The 25,121-nt window shown below is 45.9% G+C and carries 22 protein-coding genes and 1 riboswitch; of the genes, 19 read left to right on the top strand and 3 right to left on the bottom strand.

What is annotated here, in order from left to right:
• Positions 1-34 precede the first annotated feature (34 nt).
• On the bottom strand, positions 35-1,987 hold the full coding sequence (locus tag BN6465_RS06440; protein WP_066732925.1) for a hypothetical protein: 1,953 nt from the start codon (positions 1,985-1,987) through the stop codon (positions 35-37).
• 262 nt (positions 1,988-2,249) lie between these two features.
• Between BN6465_RS06440 and BN6465_RS06435 the strand changes: the two genes are divergently transcribed.
• From BN6465_RS06435 to BN6465_RS06420, 4 genes are all read left to right on the top strand, one after another.
• Positions 2,250-4,406: a Tex family protein gene (locus BN6465_RS06435; protein WP_066732923.1), complete on the top strand. Its 2,157-nt coding sequence runs from the start codon at positions 2,250-2,252 to the stop codon at positions 4,404-4,406.
• 164 nt (positions 4,407-4,570) lie between these two features.
• Positions 4,571-4,698: riboswitch (FMN riboswitch) on the top strand.
• Positions 4,699-5,050: 352 nt separating this feature from the next.
• Entirely contained in the window at positions 5,051-5,683 is a 633-nt protein-coding gene (locus BN6465_RS06430) for an ECF transporter S component (protein WP_066732920.1), read from the top strand.
• Between the two features lie 104 nt (positions 5,684-5,787).
• The gene (locus BN6465_RS06425; RefSeq protein WP_066732918.1) at positions 5,788-6,462 is read left to right on the top strand and encodes a YczE/YyaS/YitT family protein; all 675 of its coding nucleotides are present in this window, start codon (positions 5,788-5,790) and stop codon (positions 6,460-6,462) included.
• A gap of 194 nt (positions 6,463-6,656) precedes the next feature.
• A complete protein-coding gene (locus tag BN6465_RS06420; RefSeq protein ID WP_082891612.1) occupies positions 6,657-7,301 on the top strand; it encodes a hypothetical protein in 645 nt (214 codons plus the stop codon).
• A 452-nt stretch (positions 7,302-7,753) separates the two neighbouring features.
• Here the strand turns inward: BN6465_RS06420 and BN6465_RS06415 are convergent, their stop codons facing one another.
• A complete protein-coding gene (locus tag BN6465_RS06415; protein WP_066732917.1) occupies positions 7,754-8,290 on the bottom strand; it encodes a DUF3592 domain-containing protein in 537 nt (178 codons plus the stop codon).
• Between the two features lie 201 nt (positions 8,291-8,491).
• On the opposite strand from BN6465_RS06415, the gene BN6465_RS06410 reads away from it, so the two are divergent.
• The 9 genes from BN6465_RS06410 (at position 8,492) to BN6465_RS06380 (ending at position 15,855) form a co-directional block, all read left to right on the top strand.
• Positions 8,492-8,977 (top strand): DNA-directed RNA polymerase subunit alpha C-terminal domain-containing protein, encoded by a 486-nt coding sequence (locus tag BN6465_RS06410; RefSeq protein ID WP_066732916.1) that lies wholly within the window; start codon positions 8,492-8,494, stop codon positions 8,975-8,977.
• Between the two features lie 23 nt (positions 8,978-9,000).
• Positions 9,001-10,545, top strand: coding sequence for a flotillin family protein (locus BN6465_RS06405; RefSeq protein WP_082891611.1), 1,545 nt, complete (start codon positions 9,001-9,003; stop codon positions 10,543-10,545).
• 192 nt (positions 10,546-10,737) lie between these two features.
• Complete coding sequence (locus BN6465_RS06400) at positions 10,738-10,986, top strand: hypothetical protein (protein ID WP_066732915.1); 249 nt, start codon at positions 10,738-10,740, stop codon at positions 10,984-10,986.
• Positions 10,987-10,992: 6 nt separating this feature from the next.
• Positions 10,993-11,760: a DUF1266 domain-containing protein gene (locus BN6465_RS06395; protein ID WP_066732914.1), complete on the top strand. Its 768-nt coding sequence runs from the start codon at positions 10,993-10,995 to the stop codon at positions 11,758-11,760.
• 110 nt (positions 11,761-11,870) lie between these two features.
• Complete coding sequence (locus tag BN6465_RS21315) at positions 11,871-11,993, top strand: hypothetical protein (protein WP_256278614.1); 123 nt, start codon at positions 11,871-11,873, stop codon at positions 11,991-11,993.
• The gene (locus BN6465_RS06390) at positions 11,990-12,298 is read left to right on the top strand and encodes a hypothetical protein (RefSeq protein ID WP_066732913.1); all 309 of its coding nucleotides are present in this window, start codon (positions 11,990-11,992) and stop codon (positions 12,296-12,298) included. The genes BN6465_RS21315 and BN6465_RS06390 overlap by 4 nt, the downstream gene beginning before the upstream one ends.
• Positions 12,299-12,417: 119 nt before the next feature.
• Positions 12,418-12,588 (top strand): hypothetical protein, encoded by a 171-nt coding sequence (locus BN6465_RS20670; protein WP_154670206.1) that lies wholly within the window; start codon positions 12,418-12,420, stop codon positions 12,586-12,588.
• A 35-nt stretch (positions 12,589-12,623) separates the two neighbouring features.
• Complete coding sequence (locus tag BN6465_RS06385) at positions 12,624-15,008, top strand: transglutaminase domain-containing protein (RefSeq protein ID WP_066732911.1); 2,385 nt, start codon at positions 12,624-12,626, stop codon at positions 15,006-15,008.
• 4 nt (positions 15,009-15,012) lie between these two features.
• Positions 15,013-15,855 carry a hypothetical protein gene (locus BN6465_RS06380; protein WP_066732908.1) on the top strand — a complete coding sequence of 281 codons (843 nt, stop codon included), beginning with the start codon at positions 15,013-15,015 and terminating at the stop codon, positions 15,853-15,855.
• A gap of 22 nt (positions 15,856-15,877) precedes the next feature.
• Here BN6465_RS06380 and BN6465_RS06375 read toward each other — a convergent pair whose 3' ends face one another.
• Positions 15,878-16,588, bottom strand: a complete 711-nt coding sequence (locus BN6465_RS06375; RefSeq protein ID WP_066732902.1) for a LytR/AlgR family response regulator transcription factor — start codon at positions 16,586-16,588, stop codon at positions 15,878-15,880.
• A gap of 395 nt (positions 16,589-16,983) precedes the next feature.
• Between BN6465_RS06375 and BN6465_RS06370 the strand changes: the two genes are divergently transcribed.
• Genes BN6465_RS06370 through BN6465_RS06350 form a run of 6 tightly spaced genes read left to right on the top strand, consistent with a single transcriptional unit; the run spans position 16,984 to position 25,066 of the window.
• Complete coding sequence (locus tag BN6465_RS06370) at positions 16,984-17,709, top strand: LytR/AlgR family response regulator transcription factor (protein WP_199882800.1); 726 nt, start codon at positions 16,984-16,986, stop codon at positions 17,707-17,709.
• Positions 17,706-18,335 carry a hypothetical protein gene (locus BN6465_RS06365; protein ID WP_066732898.1) on the top strand — a complete coding sequence of 210 codons (630 nt, stop codon included), beginning with the start codon at positions 17,706-17,708 and terminating at the stop codon, positions 18,333-18,335. The genes BN6465_RS06370 and BN6465_RS06365 overlap by 4 nt, the downstream gene beginning before the upstream one ends.
• A complete protein-coding gene (locus BN6465_RS20665) occupies positions 18,332-18,496 on the top strand; it encodes a hypothetical protein (RefSeq protein ID WP_154670205.1) in 165 nt (54 codons plus the stop codon). Before BN6465_RS06365 ends, BN6465_RS20665 begins: the two co-directional genes overlap by 4 nt.
• A gap of 52 nt (positions 18,497-18,548) precedes the next feature.
• Positions 18,549-23,597: a carboxypeptidase-like regulatory domain-containing protein gene (locus BN6465_RS06360; RefSeq protein ID WP_066732896.1), complete on the top strand. Its 5,049-nt coding sequence runs from the start codon at positions 18,549-18,551 to the stop codon at positions 23,595-23,597.
• Positions 23,598-23,614: 17 nt separating this feature from the next.
• The gene (locus BN6465_RS06355; RefSeq protein ID WP_066732894.1) at positions 23,615-24,316 is read left to right on the top strand and encodes a hypothetical protein; all 702 of its coding nucleotides are present in this window, start codon (positions 23,615-23,617) and stop codon (positions 24,314-24,316) included.
• Between the two features lie 21 nt (positions 24,317-24,337).
• Positions 24,338-25,066, top strand: coding sequence for a LytR/AlgR family response regulator transcription factor (locus BN6465_RS06350; protein ID WP_066732893.1), 729 nt, complete (start codon positions 24,338-24,340; stop codon positions 25,064-25,066).
• Positions 25,067-25,121: the final 55 nt, after the last annotated feature.

Here is a 25,121-nt window from a genome sequence, read left to right as displayed (position 1 = left end):
CAGCACATTGAGTGCCGGACAGGAAGCTTTTTGGTTATTGATGGTTTGACTTCAATTTTATTACTTTGAAGAAAATGACCACGGCTGCCGAGACGGATACGAGCAGATAGAACAAAGCGCCTGAGGTGTCACCTGTCTTAGGGATTTCCTTATCCGGAGGAGCGATTGTATTCTGAGTATCATCGGGAATGGGGGTGTCGGTGGGAGTACCGGCCGTTTCCTTTGGTATCATGAATGTGGTTTCTGAAATTCCATCAGAGAATACAAAAGTAATGGTATGTGTACCTTCGGACAATGTGCTTAGAAATTCGGTTTTCAGAGATACTACGGTACTTCCTTTTGACAATGTATAATATTCTTTTGGTACTTCAGTGCCGTCTACAAGGAGATTTAGGAATGTCTCTTCTGCCGCATCGATGCGGAATACAAGATTCGTATCCTTGGCTGCAGTCTGATTTCCGCCTTCCAGTACAGCATATTGTTTTTGAACCTGTAAGGTTACATCCATAGGGGCAGCGTCCGAGTAACCGTGGCTGTACTGGTAGGTTATATCTGTAATAGATGTATTTGAAATTGTTACGAGGCCGGTTGTTTTATCATAGGAGTAGTCTGGGCTATCTGTAACCGTAACTTTGGATAAGTCAGATACACTAGTGCCCAAATCTAAAGTCAGTTTCTGCCCGTCAACTTTAAAATATGCATTCCGCTTCTGTGGGGAGAGCGTACACTCCAGCCACATATCTTCTGCGGAGGACAAATCCAGCTCTGTCAGCGCATTTTGAGAGCAATTCAGTCCATATACAGTGGCTGGGAGCTTCAAGGATTTGACATTTGCATTCACACAGTAAACTTCTTCTAGATTTGTATATCCTGAAAAGTCTAAAGTCTCCATAGTTGTATTGCTGCAGTTGATGTATCTTAATTGGCTGTTTGCGCTAAGGTCGAGATTGGAGATACTTGTATTTGCGTATTCAAGGCGCTGCAGCAGGGTGTTTTTACTTATATCCAAAGAGGACAAATCAGTGTCAGAGCAGTTGAGTCCCACGAGATTCATGTTGCTGCTCAGATTCAAATCAGAGATTTTTGTGTTGTGGCAGTCCAGTGTACGGAGCCCGGCAAACTGGGTTACGTCCAGTGATTCGATATTGGAATCATAGCAAAAGATTTCGAACATCTCAGGGTTATTGCTCAGATCCAGTGACTGAAGCTCAGTACCGTAACAATAGAGTGCGGCAAGCTTGGGATTGTGGCTTACGTCAAGGGTAGTCATCTTTGTGCCGGAGATGCGGATATGTACTAATTCCGGATTATGGCTGTAGTCCATAGTTTCCACGGGTGTGTTGGTAATATAGACTTCATAGAGCTTTGGATTTTGGCTGATGTTCAATTCACTGACTGAAGTATCTTCACAGTTCAAGGCGAACAGCTCTGGGTTGTGGGTCACATCTAGTTCTTCTATCGGCGTGTTATTACAGTCTAGCCGGATAAGATTGGCATTTTGGCTAACGTCCAGCTCAGAGATAAGGGTCTCGTAACATTCCAATTTTTCCAGAGATGTATTTTGCCCCACATCCAATGAACGAAGTTCTGTATAAGAGCAGTTCAGTTCCTTGAGGTTAGAATTATGTGTTATATCAAGTCCCGTGACTGAAGTGCCTGCACAGTTAAGTGATTCTAAGTTTGTAAAAATCGAAAGTCCTTGAAGATTTGATACAGAATCATCCCACTCAAAATCAATCTGAACTGCATTTTCTATTTCTTCCACAGATAAAAAGTTATCTTTGTCGGTGTCAAAGTTTTCGGACACATATTGTCGGAAGGATTCATCGGGGAAAGTTGTTTCACTGACAGCAATGGTCTGAGCCGAAGCTATCATTTCCGGGGATTCCGGTTCGGCATAAACAGTCATCGGGCAGATACATCCCAATAAAAATGCCGAAAAGATAAGAGGGGTTGTTTTTGTCTTTCGTGTTCGTTTTGGTTTCATAGTTTTCTCCCATTCCTTTATTGAATTTGTTGCACTTCTATTATTATACAGGGGATATAATAGGGGTGTCTAATCGGCAATATTGATAGGCTGCATAGGATTATAGATAGAATGAATAAAAGAGTAATGATGTGTGAGAAATGACTCTCTTTCCAAGAGACGAGATATTTGTTATAATACTAACGTGCATTTTGGAATAAGGGATATCCGGCAGCATGGAAGCCGGAGGCATTTCCCAGAGTAAGAGAGGAATTAACTAGATATGGATATTAACCAGAAGATTACGGAAGAATTGGGTGTGAAACGGTGGCAGGTAGATGCAGCGGTCAAATTGATCGACGAAGGAAACACAATACCGTTCATCGCGCGATACAGGAAAGAGGCTCACGGAACGCTGGACGATGAACAGCTGCGTAAATTATTTGAGCGCCTCACCTACTTAAGGAATCTGGAGGAGAAGAAGGAACAGGTACTAGGAAGTATAGAGGAACAGGGCAAGCTTACAGAGGAACTGAAGGCGCAGATTCTTGCCGCAGAGACGCAGGTGCTGGTGGATGATTTGTACCGGCCTTACCGCCCGAAGCGAAGGACACGGGCTACCGTTGCCAAGGAGAAGGGGCTGGAGCCGCTGGCCGCATTGATTACCCTGCAGAACGCGGACAAGCCTTTGGAGGAACTGGCGGCAGCTTACATTTCGGAGGAGAAGGGTGTGGCTGACGCGCAGGAAGCGATTCAGGGCGCCATGGATATCATTGCGGAATCCATATCCGATGAAGCGGATTACCGGACTTACATCCGAAGCATGACAGTGAAAAAAGGGAAACTCATTTCCACGGCCAAGGATGAAAAGGCAGAATCCGTGTATGAGATGTATTATAACTTTGAAGAACCAGTGTCAAAGCTGGCCGGACACCGTATTCTGGCATTGAACAGAGGAGAGAAGGAGAAGTTTCTGACGGTGAAAATAGAGGCGCCGCAGGAAGACATCATCCGCTATCTGAATAAAAAGATTATCCACAAAGAGAATCCATATACTACGCCGGTTTTAAGAGCTGCTGCGGAGGACAGCTACAGTAGGTTGATTGCGCCGGCAATAGAGCGGGAAATCCGCAATGACTTGACTGAGAAGGCGGAGGACGGAGCGATTCTTGTCTTTGGCAAGAATCTGGAGCAGCTTCTGATGCAGCCGCCGATTGTGGGGCAGGTCGTACTGGGATGGGATCCTGCCTTTCGTACCGGCTGCAAGCTGGCGGTGGTAGACCCCACGGGAAAGGTCATCGGGACGACGGTTATTTATCCCACTGCGCCGACTACTCCGCAGAAAATTCAGCATGCCAAAGATTTGCTAAAGAAGATTATTGCGAAATATAATGTAACCCTTATATCAGTAGGGAACGGTACCGCATCCCGTGAGTCCGAGCAGTTCATCGTGGAACTGCTGAAAGAGATACCACAGAAGGTACAGTACGTGATTGTAAACGAGGCGGGGGCATCCGTTTACTCTGCGAGTAAGCTTGCAACGGAGGAGTTCCCCAAGTTCGACGTAGGACAAAGAAGTGCCACCTCCATCGCGAGAAGACTTCAGGACCCGCTGGCGGAGCTGGTCAAGATAGACCCTAAATCCATCGGTGTGGGACAGTACCAGCATGACATGAATCAGAAAAAGCTGAGCGAGGCATTGAGCGGAGTTGTGGAAGACTGTGTAAATAAGGTTGGGGTAGATTTGAATACTGCCTCGGCGCCCCTGCTTTCCTACATTTCCGGTATCTCAGGGACCATTGCCAAGAATATTGTAGCTTACCGGGAGGAAAACGGTAAATTTGCAGACCGCAAAGAGCTGTTGAAGGTGGCAAAACTAGGGCCAAAGGCATTTGAGCAATGTGCCGGTTTCATGAGGATTCAAGGCGGCAAAAATCCACTGGATGCGACGAGCGTGCACCCAGAATCCTACGAGGCCGCGAAGAAGCTTCTGGACAAGCAGGGATTTGCCCTCGCAGATGTGGCAGAAGGCAGGCTGACCGGGTTATCGCTCACAATCAAGGATTATAAAAAATTGGCGGAAGAGCTGGGGATAGGAGAAATTACCCTGCGCGATATTGTAAAAGAGCTGGAAAAACCGGGACGCGATCCCCGTGACGAGATGCCCAAGCCTATCCTGCGTACCGATGTGCTGGATATGAAGGATTTGAAGGAAGGCATGATACTGAAAGGAACTGTGCGCAACGTCATTGATTTCGGCGTGTTCGTGGATATCGGCGTTCATCAGGACGGTCTGGTCCATATTTCCCAGATAACCGATAAGTTTATCAAACATCCACTGGAGGCCGTGAGCGTCGGCGATATCGTAGATGTGAAAGTGATGAGCGTGGATTTACAGAAGAAACGGATTCAACTCACCATGCGGGGAATTTCCCAGTAAAAGGGATACAATGGGGACACAATGGGGACAGGTCCCAACGCGTTGGGGACAGTCCCCGATGACGTTAGGGACAGTCCCCGATGAGTTGGGACCTGTCCCCATTGAAAAAGTACTTGTATATTATGGTGTAACGCGCTATAATAATCACGTAAATAAAATAAGGAATAAATCTTCGGGGTCGGGTGCAAGTCCCAACCGGCGGTATAGTCCGCGACCCGCGGTGAGCAATCAAAGCGGCTGATTTGGTGTGATTCCAAAACCGACAGTAAAGTCTGGATGAGAGAAGAAATGACGACAGTTACAGTACGGATGTAACGCACAGGCAGTATTTTGACCCCGGTATTTTACCGGGGTTTTTATTATAACATAGGAAACTTTGTTCCCTATGTTATAAAAACCCTCCGGGGGGAGGCGCACTCGCGCGAAGATGTAATATGTCGCGAGCGACCGCTCTCGGCGCGAGAATGTGCCAAAGCACATTCTTTATTATAATATAGGAAACTTCTTTCCCTATGTTACAAAAACCCTCCGGGGGATGCACACAATGTGCAGAGGAAAGCTGCTTCTGCGCAGTCTCATATTTCCAAGAAGATTTTCTTTCCTGACGAATTCAATTATCAAGCATGAAAAGGAGAGAAACAAGAATGAGTACAAATGTAATGACAAATCCGAATGCAAAAGCAAAAATGAGCACAAGAAGCATTGCGCAGATAGGGGTACTGGGAGCGCTTGCCGGAATACTGATGTTATTTGAGATTCCGCTGCCCTTCGCACCGAGCTTTTATCAGATTGATTTCAGTGAAGTACCGGTCTTGGTCGGGGCGTTCTCCATGGGGCCCGTGGCGGGAGCACTGATTGAACTGGTGAAGCTGGTGATTCACTTTATTATGAAAGGGTCTGCGACGGCCGGAGTGGGAGATTTGGCGAACTTACTCATCGGATGCGCGTTCTGCCTTCCTGCCGCCATTATTTACCGCAAGTTCCATACAAGGAAAGGAGCGCTCATAGGCATGGCAAGTGGAACTGTCCTCATGACAGTCGTAGGCTGCTTCCTCAATGCATATGTGCTGCTTCCGGCTTATGCAAAAGCATTTGAAATGCCGATAGATGCGCTGGTGGGCATGGGAACGAGCGTGAATGCAAAGATTACAGACTTATTCTCACTGGTAGTGTTTGCTGTAGCCCCATTTAATTTACTGAAGGGAATACTCGTTTCGCTGGTGGTGTTATTGATTTATAAAAAAATAAGTCCGATTTTGAAAATGGCACGCAGATAATTGCAGGTGGAGAAATATCCGGGAACACGGGAGCGCAGGCGCCCGTGTTTCTTTTGAGAATTGCTGTAAATTTGACAATTACAGTAAAATGGAGGGGAAATATCATGGCAGAACAGAATTTCGCAAAGGACACATCGTCAAGAACAGGAAAAGAGTGGGCACAGGGCTTAAGCGTGCTTCTGGCCGGGCTCATCATTGCCCATCTGGGGGTCACACTTTTTGTGCTCACAGAGCTTGGGACGGATACTTTTACTATATTCGTACAGGGAATTGCCAGAAGCGTAGGACTGACCATAGGCACATGCCATGTAATCATATTGATTTGTCTTATGATTGTCATGGTGCTTACAACAAAAGGTTATGTAAAGCCCGGCACAGTTGTCTGTGCGTTTTGCGGGGGATGGATAATCGACTTCTTTATGTGGCTTCTGAAAGACTGGATAAATGCGGGGCTTGCCATGCCTCTCAGAATCGCCGTGATGGCGGCGGGATGCATTATCCTGAGCTTCGGAATGTCTATTGTAATCAAAAGTAATTCGGGAACTGGCCCCAATGACTTGATTGCTATGATTCTCACGGATAAACTGAATGAGAAGAAACAGATTTCATTTCGCTGGGTAAGGATAGCATGCGATGTATTTTTTACTGTGAGCGGACTGTTGCTCGGCGGAACAGTAGGAATTGGAACCGTAGCCGCGATTTTACTCACGGGGCCAGTGGTACAATTTTTCCTTCCCAAAAGTGAAAGGATGATACATAAGATATTTCCGGCATTATAATCTTATACCGATAATTGCAGTACAACTGGAATATACAGACACAGTTGTGTTTCGCGTGAATGTGAAACAATTATTTGCGGATTTGTGATAAATTGTTAGAAAAGGATACGTTGAAATTAATGAAAGGATTGGAGAACTCTGGTATCACCATAATATAATTTTGTTTTGAAAACTCAACGATTGGAGGAGAGACTGTGGGAAACAAATATAAAAAAAGCAAATCAAATTGGATATATGTGCTGGGAGCATTATACGTGGTAGCCGCTTATACCTTTATCTTTCTGGCAGCATACATAAGTGAGATTGGACTGAATGAGAAATCAGGTGTAATATCGCAGTGGATTATCTGGTTATGGCCTATTATCTTAGGAATCGTCAATCTGGCCGCGATGCTGATTACGGGAAAAAAATGTGACAGAAACCAGTTGTTGAATTGTGTGATTTTAATCAAATATGGTATGATTCCGTTCTATATTATTGGTGGTGGGTGTGTATTTCTGTTTCTTGTATTTTCCTTTATTCCTGTGCCGTTCATGATTTTTGTGGGACCGTATATGGCAATGGTCTTGTGTATATGCGGCTGGCTGATTATGGTCGGCACTGCACCCATTACACTTGCATATATCATAAAGTCCTATAAAGAAGGCCTGCACGGAATCATATCCTCTGTGATAGCGGGCGTGGCACAGTTCTTTTTTATTTTTGATGTTCTCTCTATTATGGTCATGGCTGTAAAGGAAGGCCGGTGGAAGAAATTGACGATTACCATAATAATTTTAGTTTTGATTTTGTGTAGTACTCTTATACTAGGTGGTGTCATGCTTTTGAGGGGGGTGTAGGTGTAATCATCCTTCCGCAAGTTATCTTAATTTGCGTGGTATTGGGCCATGATGCAGTTAGAATGAACAGCGGTTGACAGGCTGTTCCAATTATTACACTAGGAGGTTTGGCTTTGAATGGTGAACTGCTGCGAATTACTTTATATGCCATCTTTCCTGCATCCGAAAAAAATCCCACTTTCTGAAATTGACGAAGTCGTGATTTATCATTCGTGGTTTGAACCAACCCGCAAGGGTGTCAGAGGACGACGGTGGACAGTACGGGTCCGGCATTCCAACAATAAGCATACACGCTTTATGATTTGCGACAAGGAGATACCTAATTATGAGCGTCTCTGGGGAAAAACTTTTTGGGGTATTCAATGCGGGCTGGGCCAATCAGGCGGGGCAACATCTTATTGACGTGATGAAGAGCCACGGTGTCAAATGCAGATGGGGGATAAAAATCCAAATTATGATACGAAAATAATCACTGCAATAATAACAGAAATAAGCAATATCACTATACCCAAAATATAAAATAGAATTACCAATAAAGATGTACCGAAAGGCTTCTTTTCTGCATATGCCTGTTCGGGGAAAGACGGATTATAATAAACAGTCATCTCACTTCCTATAGGCCATAAGTCTTGTGCCATCTGTTTCATATTTGTTATAGTACCTATTGGTACATAGAGATAATCTTTATCTGTCACATATGCCCCTTTAGTTACATATAAATTATTCAAAGACACATTTGTTCTGGTGATAATGCCGCGAAAGCGCCGGACAACCGTGTAAATCTTCCCATTCACCTGATATTCCACAACAGGTTTTATGTTTCCGTTGCTGTTCAAAATGTGCTTCACTATATGCCCCGTGGTTAAATGTGTACATTTTTCTGAATTAGTCTTTTTAGAATACTGAAGTACGACTCCGGTTATTATTAGTGCAGCTCCCAGACCTCCAGCGCTCAAAAGTTCTAGCAAAGCAATCTGCATATTTCCCATGATAAACAATCTCCTCTCAACTTTTTTAAAACTTTGTTTCTTTTTAATATTAACATGCATGATCATGGAGAACAATTTTAAATTGTCCATGTGGCTTGCAGTTCAGGCACTATTTTTTGCGGTTCATAGCACTACCCCCCTTTTTTCTTCAAAAACATGCTAAATAATATAGTAAGGAAAAATAAATTAGGAGGGATAAAAGTGGGCGATGAAAATAAAATACCGGCCTATTTATCTGACGCAGACTTATTATGGAGAGCGTCTTTGGACAAAAGTGAGGCTATATGCGCCATTGATTACATTTACAGTGAAGGCTGGCTGAACGAAAAGATTTACAGGCAATGTGTAGAATATATAAAGCAAAGAGATACAGGTAAGGACGAAGCCAATATTGCAGTTCTTGGTTTCACCACAAAAATCAGAAGATGCTTAAAGAGTGCCAAAATAACTACAGTAGGACAACTGCGCTATATGCTGAAGGGCAACGCACACCCGCAGAGCGGAATAGACTTTTTCGACACAAGAAACATAGGGGCCAAGAGTGGAATCGAGATAATGCAAATCGCGATTGAGAAAGGTGTAATAAAAAAAGAAGAAATCGGAGTAAATCACAAGAAGCGAAATAAAGCAATATGGAATACCTGCCGTGATTTTTTCGGACATGGACCTAGGAACACACAAACATAGGGTCGAAGAGAAAGTGAGGAAAAATGATTGATATTGTATTTAACATAATGGACAACCCCGGAGCGATAGTTATAGTAGTGACAATTTTGATTATCGTACTCATCTGCATGTGCGGTTATGTAAAAGCGCCACCGGACACAGCATTTATCATCTCAGGCTTTAAAAAGGAACCCAAGATACTTATTGGCCGTGCAGGAATCCGTGTACCGTTTCTAGAGCGGCTGGATAAATTATCATTAAGACAGGTGACTATAGATATCAAGACAGAAGGATTCATCCCTACACTCGACTTCATCAATATTCAGGTGGACGCTGTGGCAAAGGTACGTGTAAGCGTTGAAGCGGATATGATTAAGCTGGCCATGAAGAATTTCTTGAATAAAAAACCGGAGGAAATCATCTTGGATCTTCAGGATTCCCTTCAGGGAAATATGAGGGAAATCATTGGTACACTGGATTTGAAGACCATATGTAACAACCGTGATGAGTTCGGAAATCAGGTGCAGGACAAGGCAATGGTGGACATGCACAAGCTTGGAATTGAGATTATTTCTTGTAATATCCAGAACGTAGAAGATGAGAGTGGCCTCATCAACGACATGGGTATGGATAATACCGCCAAAATCAAGAAGGATGCAGCCATTGCAAAGGCAGAGTCAGAAAGAGATATCGCCATGGCTCAGGCGGATGCCGACAAGCTGTCAAATGAACGTCAAATCGCATCCCAGACTGAAATCGCACAGCGAGAAAACGAGCTGGCAATCAAAAAGGCAGAATTAAAAAAACAGGCAGACATCAAGCAGGCAGAAGCGGATGCGGCATACAAGATTCAGCAGGAAGCCCAGAGAAAAGAGATAGAGATAACGACGGCCAATGCAGATATTGCCCGGCAGGAAAGAGAAGTGGAGCTAAAAGCCCGCGAGGTCGAGGTAAAAGAAAAGGCATTGGAGGCCGAAGTGAAGAAAGAAGCAGAAGCGAAAAAGTTCGAACAGCAACAGCGCTCAGATGGAGAGCTGTACAGAAGACAGAAGGATGCAGAGGCAAAGAAGTTCGAGATGGAGCGGGAAGCCGATGCGATGAAGATTCAAGCGGAAGCGGATAAATATACTCTTGAACAGGAGGCAATCGCCAAAAAGGCTCAGGCTGAAGCAAATAAATATTCGATGGTACAGGAGGCGGAAGGTATTCAGGCTAAAGGAGAGGCCGAGGCTGCGGCAATCCGGGCCAAAGGTCTGGCGGAAGCAGAATCTATGGAGAAAAAGGCCGAGGCTTACCAGAAGTATAACAAGGCTGCCATGGCGGAAATGCTTATCAAAGTACTGCCGGATATTGCAGGCAGTATAGCAGAACCACTGAAACAGATTGACAAGATTACCATTATCGGCGGCGGCAGCTCCGACGGCATGGACGCCGTAGCAGGAAATGTGCCTATAGTCATGTCAAAGTTATTTGAAAGTATGAAGGAAACCACAGGGATTGATTTGGGCGATGTAGTCAAGGCCGAGACAATTGACGCGAAGACGAACCGTAATATAAATATTGCGGGACTCGATGAGTCGGAAGGGTAGTGGGAAAAGTTATCCTCTGATATACGACACAATATGGCAGTGTGTGGCATCAACCATCCACTGCCCTTTTATTTTTAAAGTATAAAAATCAATATGTAACCTTTCTGGCCGCAGAGTGGTATTAATAGTGAAAGGGTTAAGAGGAGTGGGAAATTTGACGGAAGAGGAAGTGGTTCAGAAGTACGAAGTTTTTTGAAATATATAAAAGCAGGAACACATATTAAGGATGAAGAACACTTAAAAGCATGGCTCATCCGAGTCACGATTAATTGCTGCAACAGTGTACAGACAAGCTGGTGGAGAAAAAAAGTGGTGCCGGCAGAAGTACCGGGCAATATGGCGGAGACGGCGGACGGGGAAGAGAACAGCCGTATTACAGAGGCCTTAAGAAGTCTGCCGGGCGCGAAAGCGGCTTCAAGACATTTTAATGAGAGGAAGTGAGGGAGTGTGAATATTGAGAAGTATCGAAAGGCAGTAGAGAATATACATGCACCGGAAGAATTAAAAAAGACGACCATACAGAGAATGCGGAAAACTACAAAGAACGAAAGGCGTACACTCCGCTATATAGGTATTCCGGCAGCCGCGTGTCTGCTTCTCTTTGCCGGCGGATATTTTGTCCTGCATAACAGCAGCTCTGGTATCGAACCGGTACCCGGCCGGAATACAAAGATTGGAGAAATCAACACTCACACGGCAAAGGATGAAATAGCTGTTGAAGGCAAGGAGATGGATGTCAACAGCGACACAGTCCAATGGTTCTGCTCCGCCTATGCTATTTACACACAATTCAATAAGAAGGACTTAGGCATTGTCGGAGGACTTGGAAAAGAGAATGAGCATCTGATACCGTCAATCCGGAAGGCTCTCTTAATCGGATGGGAGATTAAGAATCGAGAAAGCGCCATAGAGGGAACAGACTGGCTTGTATCAGAAGGTCACCGGACAAAATACCGTGTACTGGCAGCCGAGATGCAGGAAAAAGGCTTGCTGGAGATGTCAGAAGAGGAACTGAAGAAAGGTACGTCGGCAAGTGATATCCCACTCTACCGTCAGATCGCAATCTCGCGGGCATGGCGCGCATTTGGAGAGAAGGGAATCGACGCATGGGACTACTGCAGGGCGCTTCAAGTTCTGGGAGACTGCTATCAGGCAGGATACATCAATCTGGAGGAATGTCTGGATTGCTCTCTCGTCATAGCAAAGACACTATAGACGGAGTACGAAAGCTGGGATGAGGTGGCGCAGAGCTACCTCTATGGTATACTTATTGGATGAAGGACAACCCCGACATCTCATGGTCAGAGTCGGGAGAGCACTGGAAGGTGTACGAAGAACTAAAGAAAATGGAGGACGGTCCCTACTCGATTCCCTATGACACGGATCTGTCCGCTGATTGGAAACAGTCCAAGGGTACAAAGCCGAATCTATGGGAGAATAAAAGATGAAGTGGAAGAAAAGAATCATGATGTTAATGGGAATGACAGTTATATGTACAAGTGTGCTGGCAGGCTGTCGGAGAGCAACACCACAGAGCGTGATAAGACTGGCACAGGAAAAATCCCGCAAATCGCAGTCCATAGAAGGAAATGTTCAGGTGGACATGGATATGGAGATGACCAACGACCCGGCGGTATATCATATGAGCGGAACGATGAGCGTGCTGCCGCCGGGGCAAACGCAGTGTTTTGAGCTGTACGGCGAAAGCGAGAAAGATGAATCCACCGGTTATATGAAATTGGAAAGAGGATAGAAGAAGACGGTGTAGAACTGAAGGGTGATAAGCTGGATGTCAATATCCGCTTTGACAAATATGACAGTGTTGATAAAATCAAAATCCCAGAAGAAGCAAAAAAGGCCGAGGAGGCAGATGTGGAGGATGACACAGACAACACTGAAAACAGCGGTCAAAATGCGGGGGACGATTACGACCCAAGAGATGAGAAGCTAGAAGAGGGCCTTTTAAAGGATGAAGAGGATAATTGTTATAGCATGAATGCAGAGAACTACCCGGAAATGGAAGGACACGCAAAGACGAAATAGAGAAAAATAGAGAAGAAATAGAGGAGAGAACGAGTATGAAACGAAAAAGAATCATCAGTATGCTTCTGTGCTTGGCAATGCTGCTGTCGGCGGCAGGCTGCAAGAAGCAGGAACAAACCGGTACAGGAGCGGACGAAGAGACGGCAAAGGTAAGCGCAGATAAGATGGCAAGCTCCATCAAGGACAAATACGCAAAGTCAGAGACAAAAGAGTATCAGGAAGGAGTCACAGATATTGAAAGAGACCAGCCGCTTGAAGTGCAGTGGGGGGTTGATATTAAAAATGACAGATTTGATGATTACACCCAGTTAGTTGAAGTCTTTCAGGACGCAGAACTGACACAAAGCATAGGGACACATTTTGAGTGGGACGAAGCAAGCAAGGTCTTATCCATCACACCTCCCAAGGCGCCGGCAGGCACCATTTCCAATGCCGAGCTTGACAAGGATACGCCGGGAAACGACCCAGTGTCCTATCATCTGTTCGATAAAGGAGAGCTGAAGGACTGGGGGAATCTGCCACAGTATTATCTGGTTCAATACGTAGATACGGACACAGGAGAGACTCTGGAAAAGCCACTTGTCACCGTGTTTACTGTCAAGCATGAGCTTCAAAGCGCGCCGAAGGTACGGATGGAGATTAACGAGGAGGGTCTTCCCACATTTACATGGGATGAGGTAGCGGGAGCAGACACCTACTATGTGATGAGCATGGATTACACGGAGGAAAGAGGCTATTATGGAAACGGCTGGGTTCAAGGAATTACGGATGAGACCTCATGGACGCCTGAGGAAGCCACGCATCTCAGAACCTATGATGTGTCAGAGGCCGAACGTAGTGAGGATTACATCATCGAGCAATACGGAGAAGGGACTGAGGCTATTCCAAAGGAGAGGGCAAGCGATACCTATTACTGTGTTATAGCCGCGTCAGACGATGGCACATCTGCAGTCAGCAATACCTTCAGTCTGGAAGAAATCGCAAGAAAGGTACCTTACACGGAAGAGGTGAAAATGAGTCTGGACGAAGAAGGCTCTAACTACGCCCAAAGCTTTGACAGCATGCCGGCCTACAAATGGGTTACTATGTGTGACGGAACATTGGTTCAGAAGCTGATCAATTATGATTTTGATAAGGCAAAGGTCAAAAAGGAAACATGGGCTCAGTATGAGAATCCCGATATGTCGGATTTGGAGACAAAGGAGCTGGATATTTTAAATGTACCCTACACCATCGACGGCACCGGTTACACAGGTGTTGTCAAGCTTGAAGAATTTGATGAAAAGACATGGGAAGCTGAGCTTGACAAGGTGCGCGAACGGCAGGAAAAGCTGAGAAACAGAGGCGGAAGCCGTCAGCCGGATGTAGAGACTGCGGCAGAAGACAATGAGGATAGCGCCACGAATAAGGAAAGTGTAGAGGTTCAAGAGTCAGGAGACAAAATATCGGCGAACTGCGCATTGAGCGAATATCTGGCAGCCAATATGCTCTCGGGAAATGCTAAAATTGACTTAAGCCGCTTCCCGGAGAGCGCAGATCAGGAATACCTTGCGGATGCGTGGATGGAGGCTGTCTATCAGAATCCGTTGATTCTCGGGGCAAAAAGTGCGTCAATTGCTAAAAATGGTAAGCTTCTGCTTGTGGAATATGACACAGATACAGAAACCATGCATAAGAAACAGGAGGCAATCCGTAATGAAGTGGAGTCTGTCATTGGAGAAATCATCACAGACGACATGAGTGATGTGGACAAGGAATTTGCAATCAATGAGTACTTGTGTGCCAGCGCAGAATATGATATGGACGCACTGGCGAATGCAGAGGAAAATGATTTCGTGACGGTGGATGAGGAATTCAGCGACTCCTTTACCCCTTATGGTATTCTTATCAATAAAAAAGGTGTCTGCGCCAGCTATGCGGGTTCATTAAAACTCCTCGCAGATGCGGCAGGACTGGAAAGCATTGTTGTGACAGGCTATCTGGACGGAACGGTTCCCCATGCATGGAATAAGGTAAATGTAGACGGACAGTGGCAGATTGTAGACAGCACAAACAATGATAATGAGTTTATATCAAACGCACTTTTGAATCTCTCCAATCAGGCGGCGGATAAGGTTCTGGTAGAGGACGATTTATATCTGCTCAACAGTGTAATAAAGGACTACGAGGCGACCACGGAGGACAAGGAATATTACAGAGTGAATCAGAAATATTTTGATACTGGGTCCGTGACAGGCCCACTTGCAGAGCAGTTGAAGACAGAAGGAACGGCGGTTCTGCGGACAGACTATAACTTGGATGATGTGATGTTCAATCAAATCGGTCAGGCGGCGGCACAGGAGGCCGGAAGCAGCGAACTGTACGGGTACTACTGGCTGGGAGTCATATACCTGACCGAGGACAGCAGTAATGTAGAATAGACAAATGATATGTGAAAAATGCCAGAAAGAGAAAAGTAAGAAGCTGCGGAATGGCATCATCGCCGCAGTGATAGTTGCAGTCATAGCTGCGGCAATACCACTCTCCTTCATGGCGGTGCGAAACTACAACTATAAAGAGGCAGTAAGCCTTTTGAAAGCGGAGAAGTTCGAACAGGCCGGAAAGATATTTGAGAAGCTGGACGATTACAAGGACTCCAAGAAGAAGAAAAACATATGTGACATGGGAATTCAATACAATGAGGCAATTGCACTGATGAAAGAAGAGAAGTATGGGGAGGCTCGCGCCTTGTTTGAGGAGCTTACAGACTCTGCTTATGAGTACAAGGATTCCCGCAAGCAGGAAGAATTCTGCGGGAACAAGCTGGCATATGCGGATGCACAGGCTCTGCTGGATGCGTCAGAGTACTACGAGGCGTATAATGCATTTCAAGAGATTCCAGACTTCGAAGATTCAGCTGAGAAAGCGCAGTCCTGTATCCAGCCGATGCCGTCTACAGGGGAGCTGTACAGAAATGAAGCCTACGCAGGGATGGACTGCCCAATCGAAATTTCGAGGACTTCCGCTACAGAGAAGTTGCCCATTATATTGCGGATTAGGACTACGGATGACACTGCTGTGGCAGATATCTTCATGGCGGCAGGCGAAGGATATAACATCAGCCTTCCTGCCGGAAGCTACAAAATCACACTGATTATGGGTGTAGATCAGTGGTTTGGTATAGAAGACATGTTTGGCGATCTTTCCTTCGAAAGAGAGATGAATTCCGGCAAGGACAACGGAGCTTATGTATTACAGACAAACTATACCTACACATTGTCGCTGTAAGAGCAGCTGCTAAGAGTCGGTATCAGGTCAGATGTTCTAAGGCCTGCATCACCAGTTTTTTGTATCGGCGGGATATGGGAAGGACAAGGCCGTTTCGAAGAGTGATAGAGTTGTTGTAAGCCTCCTGAATAAAGGTGGGATTTATACAGTAACATTGGCTTATTTTCAAGAATCCGTAAGGCTCGAATTCCCGACACATCCGGGTGAAGGTATCACGAAAGTTATAGGTTTTATCCTGACAGTGGATAGTAATCGTTTTATCGTATACTTCAAGAAAAATTATATTGTGGATATTTAGGCGGATAATACAAGACGGAGTTTTTAGTATGTATGTCTGCATCGTGTGGGCGGAACAGGAGTCAAGTGCTTCTAGAAGAACCGTTTCGAACTCGGCAGGGGAAAGCTTATCCTTTAACAGATAGCGGAATGGACGGACCTCAAAGGAATCAAAGACATATTTCTTCCAGACAGTGAGAAAAATAATTTCGGTCTGACAGCCAAGCTGGCGGAGTCGTTTAGCGGCAGTCAGACCGTCCACTTCCGGCATGTTGATGTCAAGATAAAGGACGTCAATATGTTCTGGATATTCAGATATCAGAAACAATAGATTCTCAGCATTTACGAATGTCAAAATGCGTATATCAAGTCTTCTCCTTCTCGCGATTCTACGAATAAGGCAGCTGTAACGATCTAGCGCATCAAGACTATCATCACAAAGTGCTATTGTATACATTACATGTTCCCTCCTAAATTGAGGACTGCGCAAGCAGTCCTTTTTATTGTTGCAGATTTAGATTTAATTTTATTTAACCACACACTATGCTTTGAATTTCACCCGCATACTCCCTGAAAACGACCGATTACGACAGACTTCGAGATGCGGAATAGTATTTCGCCTAAAATGTCTTATGAAATTAAATCACGCAGAGTCAGCTAATACAATGCATACCCTCGGTCAATAAATGTAAAGAGTGTGCGAAATATGGCGAAAAAGAGAAAAAATTGCGTTTCAGCAACTTTTTTTTGCGGTTCATGACAGTCAGGCGCACAAGAAAGGAAATCTCAATTAAAATGAAAACGGACAAAATAGAACTCCCTGATAAAAGGAAAATGCAAGAGGTGAAGGTGATGAACATAATTTTTTGCAAAAAAGATGTTGCCAGAGACAGGCATCTTCCGATGCTGCAGGCATTTGTAAAAAAGAATAATTACCAGACGGATATTCGCGTTTTTGGAGATGCGGAGGATATGCTTTTTAAGATTTCCGATATAGAATACAGTATTGATTTACTGTTGTTGGACGTATCGTTTCCGAACATTACAGGGTTTGAAGTGGTGAACCGGATGAAGAAGAACGGGTTTCGAGGAGAGGCGATATTCCTCACCGATATACCGGATCAATGGGACAGGGCATTTGATGTACAGGCATTTCACTATGTTCTGGAATCAAATTGCACCAAAGAGCGGTTTGAAGATATAGTCGGACGTGCCATATTGGAGTCCGAGAAAAAACAACAGGATACGATTGTTTTCACCTGTGCAGGGGAGCGTGTGATTGTTCCGGTGCGGGATATCAGCTATTTCATGGTGACCGACCGGTGGGTGACAGTCCATTACGGACATAATCAGTCCTTTGAATTCTTCTCCCGCATGGGCAAGATTGAACAGCATCTAACAGGAAGAGGGTTTGTTAGGATACACCGCTCATGTATCGTTTCTGTGAGATACATTGCCGCTGTCAGGTACAACCAGGTCATTCTTCAGGACGGGACAGTTTTGGCACTGGCACGCGGTAAATTTGCCACTGTAAAGGAACTTTTTGAACGATACGAGGGATTGGGGGAAGTCCTGTGAAGAAGAAAGGAATCGGGATGGCGGTTGCCTGTATTCTCGGAATCACATTGGCAGGAGCTGGTATAGCAAAAGCAGACTATTATGAGCATCATATAGATTGGCAGGGATATTGCATGCAGGCAAAGGATGTGACAGTGACAGAAGAACAAAAAGAAGAATGGGTGCAGGATGGGGTAATAGAGGAAAAGTTGACAGAAGAAAGCCAACTCCTAACCAGAGAGTTCCGTGAAAGCAACTGGAAAGAGCCATGGCTTACCTATGAAGGCACCTACTATGTAGATATAGGAGAGTTGAATGCAATGAGGCTGGAAGCTGGGGAGACGTCGAAGGAAACAAGTGTAACATTTTATATAGACGAAAACGATAAAGATAAAAACTATATTTCGGTGAATGTAAAGCTGATATCAGAAGCCGGAGAGTCAGGCAGCAAGGGGGAAGCGGAAAGTGAAAAAATCCTCGGTGGAATTGCTCTGACAAGCAGCAATGTACTGAACATGTTCACAGCAGCTAACATTGTACTAACGATGACGGCGCTGGCTGGATTTTCAATAAGTATTTACTCGGATTTCAAGGTATTGTACAGATACAAACTCATGTTGAGAAAAAGAAGGGAAGGCAGACGGTGAAGATGATATGGTGTATTGCTACAGGAATGCTTCTGGTGTCTGTAATTGCTACAGGAATTATTCTGAAGATATATACAAACGGCAAACTTAAAGATATAGACGGCATCAGTCCTGTCATCAAGCAGGAGCTGGGACAGGGGAGTATTATCGACCAATTCTGAGTGGATTTATGCAGGTGATTGAAGATGATTAAGAGAAAGGAGGCGGGAGCATATGAAAAAAACGATAGCGATAGCATTGGTTGGAATTCTCACACTCTCCGTACCGCAAAATGTCATAGCAAGCGGCAATGATTCCGCCGATGACGTGGGTGGGATAGAGGACGCATTTGAGTATACTGTCACGGAGGAACTCGAAGGAAACGGAGAATCTGCGGATATTACTCTAGAGATTATAGAAAAAGAGGGAGTCCTTTTGTCAGAAATCATTCTCCCTGACGGAACAAAGGTCGAGCCGGAGGACACGGGGAACACACCCGGATTCCGGCATACAACAGAGAGTGGAATAAGGAATGTAGTTACATATGAGGCACATAGAAACGGAACGGTTACATTCCGGGTAAAATACCGGATATCCGTATCGCAGACAGAAGGAACGGAAGAACAGGAGCAGGAGGTTGTCTATGACGTGTCTGAGATAACGGAGGAATCTTCGGCAGGAGATACCGCGGAGAATATTGGAAGCGGGACATCGCAGGATACGACAGATAATACCGGAGACGGAACCACGCCGGATGTTTCGGAAAAAACCGGAGGCGGAATAGCTAAGGACTCAGAAGGGAACAAGCCGGACAGTCAGGCTCAGGACACAGAAGAAGATAAGCCGGACAGCATATCCCGGAGGACGCAGCCGAGGGGCAGTGTCTCAGGTGAGCTCAGCTTGTCGGCGGGACAATCCATAGACAAAGAGCATCTGATACCCGGGCAGGAGGAGTATATCAACCTTACCCTCCGATGTGAATTATCGGCACAGGAGACGGAGCAGAAGCTAAGACTCAGCATCCCGGAAGGCTTTGAGGCGGTGAAGGTACCGGGGGCGGCGGACATAGAGTCTGTCTCGGAGGTCAATCTGGCAGGAAACATTCTGGAAATCAGTTTTGATGAGCCGTCGGATAAGATGGTTGTATTTGACATTCAAGTAAAGCAGAATAAAGAGCTTTTGTACCGGAATGCGTGCAGCGGCCCGGCAAGTTATAGATTTTATATGGAGAGACTTGACGGGGAACAGGTTGTATTCACACGAACGCTGGAGCTTAAGACAGCCGCGCTGCCGGAAGCCAGATACAGTATAGACTTTAAGCCGGAGCAGACATGGGAGAGTGTACAGCTCCCCGGAAACCGTGCGGCATATACGGCGGCAGAATATAAGCTGACCGTAACAAAGGGCAAGCAGACAAAAAGTGACGAGGATTTCCTGATACAGGTACCGAAGCTGCTAAAAAGTGGACAGTATACGCTGATCACCGGGATAACACAGATTTTAGTTAACAATGTGGCATACAAGGGAGACGAGCTGGCGCAGCACTTTAATATCAGCGAGGAGGAAGGCTTCTGGAGCCTTGTGCCAAAGACCCCGGAGATACACGAGGCCATGCAAAACGGCTACACAGCAGATAATGTGACAGAGCTTACCATAAGCTGCCGGGAAGAGAACACGCAGACCAGCATGCTTTTCGCGGGAAAGCGCTACGAATCCTCCGGTGCATTGGCAGTCATTGCAGGCGGACGGACACTGTACGAGAGCAGTCTTTCACTTGATGCTACAGCATATAAGAAGGAGATGGCGTTCACGTCACACTCCGGACTTTCGAATTCCATACAGTGGGCCGGGACGGATATAAGTGGTAGTTTCACTGTCAACGTGGAACCTTCCGCCTACAACATAGAGCATGCGGAGGTAACACTGGAGCTTCCGGAAGAACTGAGGCTAACAGCGCTTGGCGAAATCACTGGTATGGCATCCGTTCACACAAAAGCAATCAGGACAAATAAAAACAGAACAATTACGGCAGAAGAGATTCCCGCCCTTTCTGAGGATGAATATGTCACAAGCATAAGATTGTGCGGGAGCTTACTTCATCAAACATATCTCCATGTGAACTTTCAGGCACATATCCAAGAAGCGTACCAGAATGGCTCCGCTATAGAAAACGGCTGTACAACACAGCTTTATATAAAGGCGACAGCTCATGAGGCGGGAACACCGGATTATGAAGACTCGATACCCTTTACGATTGCAAGGAAGGAAAAAGATAATATCAACTTAGCGATAGACAATCTGGAGACAATAAATGCCCGTATTGGGATGAAGGATGAACAGCTTGCATCCATCTGCCTGTCGGGGGACAATAGCCGCCTTGACACACAGGTCTATGCAGACGCAGTACTAACCGTCGAAGGCAAAGAAGGATTGAGCCTGACCGACTACATCCGTTTCCAGTACAGCGGCTCCTCAGCTGTCCGGACACTGGTTCTTACCTATACGACCAACCTGCACCCGGAGGAACGCCGGGAGAGCGTACCGGGAGAAACCCGGGAGCTGCATTTTACTCTGGAGGAGGGAGAGTATCTTACCACACTTACGGTTCGGTGCGATGAGCTGGATTTATGCCGAGGCAATGGAGCTTACCAGTTCCGCGTCGTATTGATGTCTGAGCGGATTCCAGAGCAATTATCGCTGGACGGGACATTGCTTAAGGGCGGCCGTTATGGGATGCGGGCAGTGTTCAATGCGGAAAATGCGGAGCAGGAGAGGGACGCAGAAGGCCTTACCGCAGCGTTTGTATACCCAATAGATAAAGAAGTCATGTCGGTGGCAGATATGTCAGGAGAGCAGACAGACAGCGGCGCAGTGAATGTGACACTTGGAACCGTCAGCCTGTCCCGCATAGAAAGCATGGACAGAGTGACCTATGAGCATCCTGTCATTGATTTTACGGGGACAGACCCGGAGCTTTTAGCGATGATTACTGGATTTGAGGTCTCACCTAACACTTTGTTTTCTCAGTGGTATGTTACCACCAATCAAAGAGAGCAGATTATTCTTGCCTCACATGAAAGGCTGAGTCTAGACGAAGGAGAGTATGTGACGGGACTTAAAATTGTATGGGAAAACTTCCCAGCCTTTACCCCGACAACAGACTATACCATAAAACTTCTGGGGAATCCCAATCCACATTCCAGATTGACGGGAAAATATCTGGGAGATGAGTATACCGCTTATGATATCCATGTATCATTTGGGGCGGACAACCGCAGCCGCTATGAGGCATCCGGTAAGAGTACGGCCATCAGCGGCAAGAGCGGGGTAATTATAACCGGCCTTAGCACAGGTGCGATAGAGATAAGTGACAGCAGCGTATATCAGGGGGAGGAGTTTGTGGTCTCCATGAGCCAGAGCTATCATGTGACAAATCCGGCAGGACGGGAATTTGACATCAGAGAACCTGTATTTCTTATGGAAATCGACTCGGGATATGTCTGCGAAGCCGGAAGCGCTAAGGTGAATGGAACCAACGCAGATATCCAATGGCAGAAGAGAAAGCTGTTAAATGGTAACTCGATTTTGGAAATAACGGCAGTTGATTATGACGAGATATTCCACACAGACAATGTGGAGTTGGAAATAGAATTCACACTGAGAGCTTGCCCGCAGACAGGAGCGTCAAAAGGGCTACAGCCGGTGCGGACAGTCTGGACGGATTTTACCGGTACCGCAAAGTTCATGCCACGGGAGGGTCATGCAGCGGTCAGACTATCCAATACAGTGACCGGGGACACAGAGCTCTTCGAGGAACTTACCAGCGAACTGTATAAATGGGAACCTTGTATTGAAGGAGGACAGGAGATTCTGGAAGCCAACGAGCTCGGAATCGGGGCGCTTGGAATCCAAAATGAGAAATACGGTACGGAACTTATGGGGCATGACAATGAAGACTATGGTCTTCAACTCACAATTCTGTCTGACCCGGATAAGCCTACAAGAGACTGGGTCATCTATATACCGGTACCAAAGGCCGGACAGCAGGTTCTGTACAAAGCTGCTGCGGACGGGACAAGCAGTATAAAGGAGTCGCCTGTCTCCACCTGTGATTTGGAGCTAACCGGAGCAGTGGAGCTTAAGGACGCACCGAAGGAAACTGAGATAACTTATACCACCGAGGATATACCGGAATATGCTGCGGACGGAACAGAGGTGGGTGGCTACACAGCTTCGGTGGATAATTGGAGTGATGTAACCATGGTAAGAATCCGGATTCCTGTTCTTGAGGCAGGTGAAAGAGTTTATCCGGTTTTACATTATAGAAGCCCGGAAAAGACAAAGACTGGGCAGTTCATTACCTATTGTGGAGGGTATTTTAATACAAAAATGGGTGATGCAGAAGATTATCTTTATGGACAGGAAGGAGGATATTTACCACTTATCAGCTACAGACTTACAGACTATCAGGTAAGTGGAAGTGTGTGGGAGGATCTCTCCTCTGCCGGGAACAATGTTCTGACAGACGGAGACAGGCCACGGGAAGGTGCGCTCATAACGGCGTCCGGGACATCCGGGCGGATTTGGAGTGCAGCTACGGATAGCACAGGAAATTACATGCTGACAGTTCCGTCGGCAGGCAGATACACCGTGACAGCCAGACTGCCGGAGGAAGAGAAGGCATACCATTTCGTAGAAGCAGATTACGGAACAAGGGAGAACTCCTCCAAGTTCAATCCGAATACGGGAAGCACTGTTATCACACTGGATAAAGAAGATATCTATTATCTTAATGCAGGCTTTCGTGCGGAAGGTGCGTCTGGGAGCAAGAAGCCAGAAAAAGATGCTCAGATTCAGGTAACTGCACGGGCAGTCAATGGAAAGGCCGGGGTTGCAGAGGGCGGCAAGGCACCGGATATCACAGGGGAGAATACACAATCTGCAAGGATATCGTTGAATGTCAGAGCGGATATGGCTACAGGAGCGGAGGTGTCGCTTAAATGTGCGGCAAAGATGCATAACAGGCTGGCAAGAATTACGCTGTGTGATGAGGAAGGCAATGTGTGTACGCTGGCCGTGTCGGACATATCCGGCGAGGAGAGGAAGATTGGCATGGAACAGATAACGGCAAGATTTGATGAAGGGAACGGGAGCATATACCTGAAAAATGTAACACGGTCGCTTCATGTTCTGGTCGAATTCAGAGCCGAGCCGATTTTAAACACAAAAGAGGAAATCATGGATTTTGATTCAAGCTACTATTCAATGTGGGAGAACAAATAATTTAAGGGGTGACAATTATGAATGGAAAAAGGAAAAAACTAGATGAGATAGCGGCATATATCGATCGGGTACAATTTAGAAAGCAGTTTTTTGGTGTCAGCATTTCAGATGTCTATGAGTCCATGCAAGAATTGAATGAGATGTATCAGGACGAGATGGCACGCTACAGCGCACTTCTGGAAGAAGAGTATGACAATAGGGAAGAGGCAATCGCCAGAAATGAAAAGAAAATCAGAGAGCTTGCCGGCAAGGCCAACTCGGTGGTGGAAACCAGAAAAAGGGACCAGAAGCGCATCAGGGAGTTGGAGGAAAAGCTGAGAAGGGTCACCAGAGAACGGTCGGAATACCGGAGCCAGACAGACATTCTTGCCAGTAGTATTTCGGATACCCAGAAATGTAAGGAGGAGATACTTTTACGTGCCCGTACAGAGGCGGAACAGATTATTAGAAATGCTGAGGAGGCCGGACGGCAGATTGGACAGAGCAATGTCATGTCTATCACAGAGGAGAGAGCGCGTTATGCGGATTGTTTAGAGCGGCTTCATGTGGCCAAGGCGAAGGCTGAAGATAACCTACATCTCATTCGGATTGATTTGTACGACTTATGTGCAATGTTGACATCTCTCCGTGAGGAGCTGCAGGCTGATACACGGGCTGAGGGAGAACAGGAAGTACATTGTGAGGCAGAAGAACAGGTGCGGCAGGTGAATGCCGGCTAGACGAATAAAGGGGAGCTAGAGATGAAAGTTTACATTTGTGACGACAAAAGGGACGACCTTAAGAAATATGAGAAACAAATAAGGGATATCTGTGGAAAGCATGGTATCCAGTTGGAACTTATGCTCTACGAGAGCGGAAAAAAAATGCTTTTCGATATTGAGGATGATGTAAGACAGCCGGATGTGATTTATTTGGATATTCATCTGGAGGGAGAGGATGGCACTGAGGTTGCGGAGGCTCTGCGGCGGAAGCAGTTCAAGAATGAGATTATATTTTTAACTGCATCAGAAAAGGCAAATCATATCTTATACGGCTACGACGTTGAAGCCATGCATTATGTAATCAAGAATAAGACGCCCAAAGAAAAATTTGAGCAGATATTTCTATGGGCATTTGAAAAGGTAAGCAACAGAAAACGCGAGGTCATTAATTTCTCATGTGCAGGAGAAAGTTGTACTGTCCCTGTAGATGAGATTAAGTACTTTGAGGTAAAACGTAAGGTGATAACCGTTTATTACAGAGAAGATTCCTTTGAGTTCTATTCTACGATGGACAAAATCGAGAACATGCTCTGCCGGAAAGGATTCATCCGTGTACATCGTTCTTATATCGTCTCACTGCAGTACGTGGTGAGGGCGGCCTATGATGAGCTTGTTCTGGAAGACGGGACTAAGCTGCCCATGGGACGGAACTATCAGAAGCTGTTCCGTGAGATATGGAACGAGTACCAGATAAAGAAGACGGCCTGATATGGAGCAGAACGTTGTCTGTAGAAAAAAAAACGTTGTCTGTACCGTCGAAAGT

It is taken from the genome of Bariatricus massiliensis, assembly GCF_900086725.1.
GTDB classification, from domain to species: Bacteria; Bacillota; Clostridia; order Lachnospirales; family Lachnospiraceae; genus Allocoprococcus; species Allocoprococcus massiliensis.
This window is presented reverse-complemented; position numbering and strand designations above follow the sequence as displayed.

Excerpts from the sequence above, each read along its gene's own strand:
- BN6465_RS06440 (WP_066732925.1), bottom strand. The coding sequence starts at position 1,987 with ATGAAACCAAAACGAACACGAAAGACAAAAACAACCCCTCTTATCTTT.
- BN6465_RS06435 (WP_066732923.1), top strand. The coding sequence starts at position 2,250 with ATGGATATTAACCAGAAGATTACGGAAGAATTGGGTGTGAAACGGTGG.
- BN6465_RS06430 (WP_066732920.1), top strand. The coding sequence starts at position 5,051 with ATGAGTACAAATGTAATGACAAATCCGAATGCAAAAGCAAAAATGAGC.
- BN6465_RS06425 (WP_066732918.1), top strand. The coding sequence starts at position 5,788 with ATGGCAGAACAGAATTTCGCAAAGGACACATCGTCAAGAACAGGAAAA.
- BN6465_RS06415 (WP_066732917.1), bottom strand. The coding sequence starts at position 8,290 with ATGGGAAATATGCAGATTGCTTTGCTAGAACTTTTGAGCGCTGGAGGT.
- BN6465_RS06405 (WP_082891611.1), top strand. The coding sequence starts at position 9,001 with ATGATTGATATTGTATTTAACATAATGGACAACCCCGGAGCGATAGTT.
- BN6465_RS06390 (WP_066732913.1), top strand. The coding sequence starts at position 11,990 with ATGAAGTGGAAGAAAAGAATCATGATGTTAATGGGAATGACAGTTATA.
- BN6465_RS06385 (WP_066732911.1), top strand. The coding sequence starts at position 12,624 with ATGAAACGAAAAAGAATCATCAGTATGCTTCTGTGCTTGGCAATGCTG.
- BN6465_RS06380 (WP_066732908.1), top strand. The coding sequence starts at position 15,013 with ATGATATGTGAAAAATGCCAGAAAGAGAAAAGTAAGAAGCTGCGGAAT.
- BN6465_RS06375 (WP_066732902.1), bottom strand. The coding sequence starts at position 16,588 with ATGTATACAATAGCACTTTGTGATGATAGTCTTGATGCGCTAGATCGT.
- BN6465_RS06370 (WP_199882800.1), top strand. The coding sequence starts at position 16,984 with ATGAACATAATTTTTTGCAAAAAAGATGTTGCCAGAGACAGGCATCTT.
- BN6465_RS06360 (WP_066732896.1), top strand. The coding sequence starts at position 18,549 with ATGAAAAAAACGATAGCGATAGCATTGGTTGGAATTCTCACACTCTCC.
- BN6465_RS06355 (WP_066732894.1), top strand. The coding sequence starts at position 23,615 with ATGAATGGAAAAAGGAAAAAACTAGATGAGATAGCGGCATATATCGAT.
- BN6465_RS06350 (WP_066732893.1), top strand. The coding sequence starts at position 24,338 with ATGAAAGTTTACATTTGTGACGACAAAAGGGACGACCTTAAGAAATAT.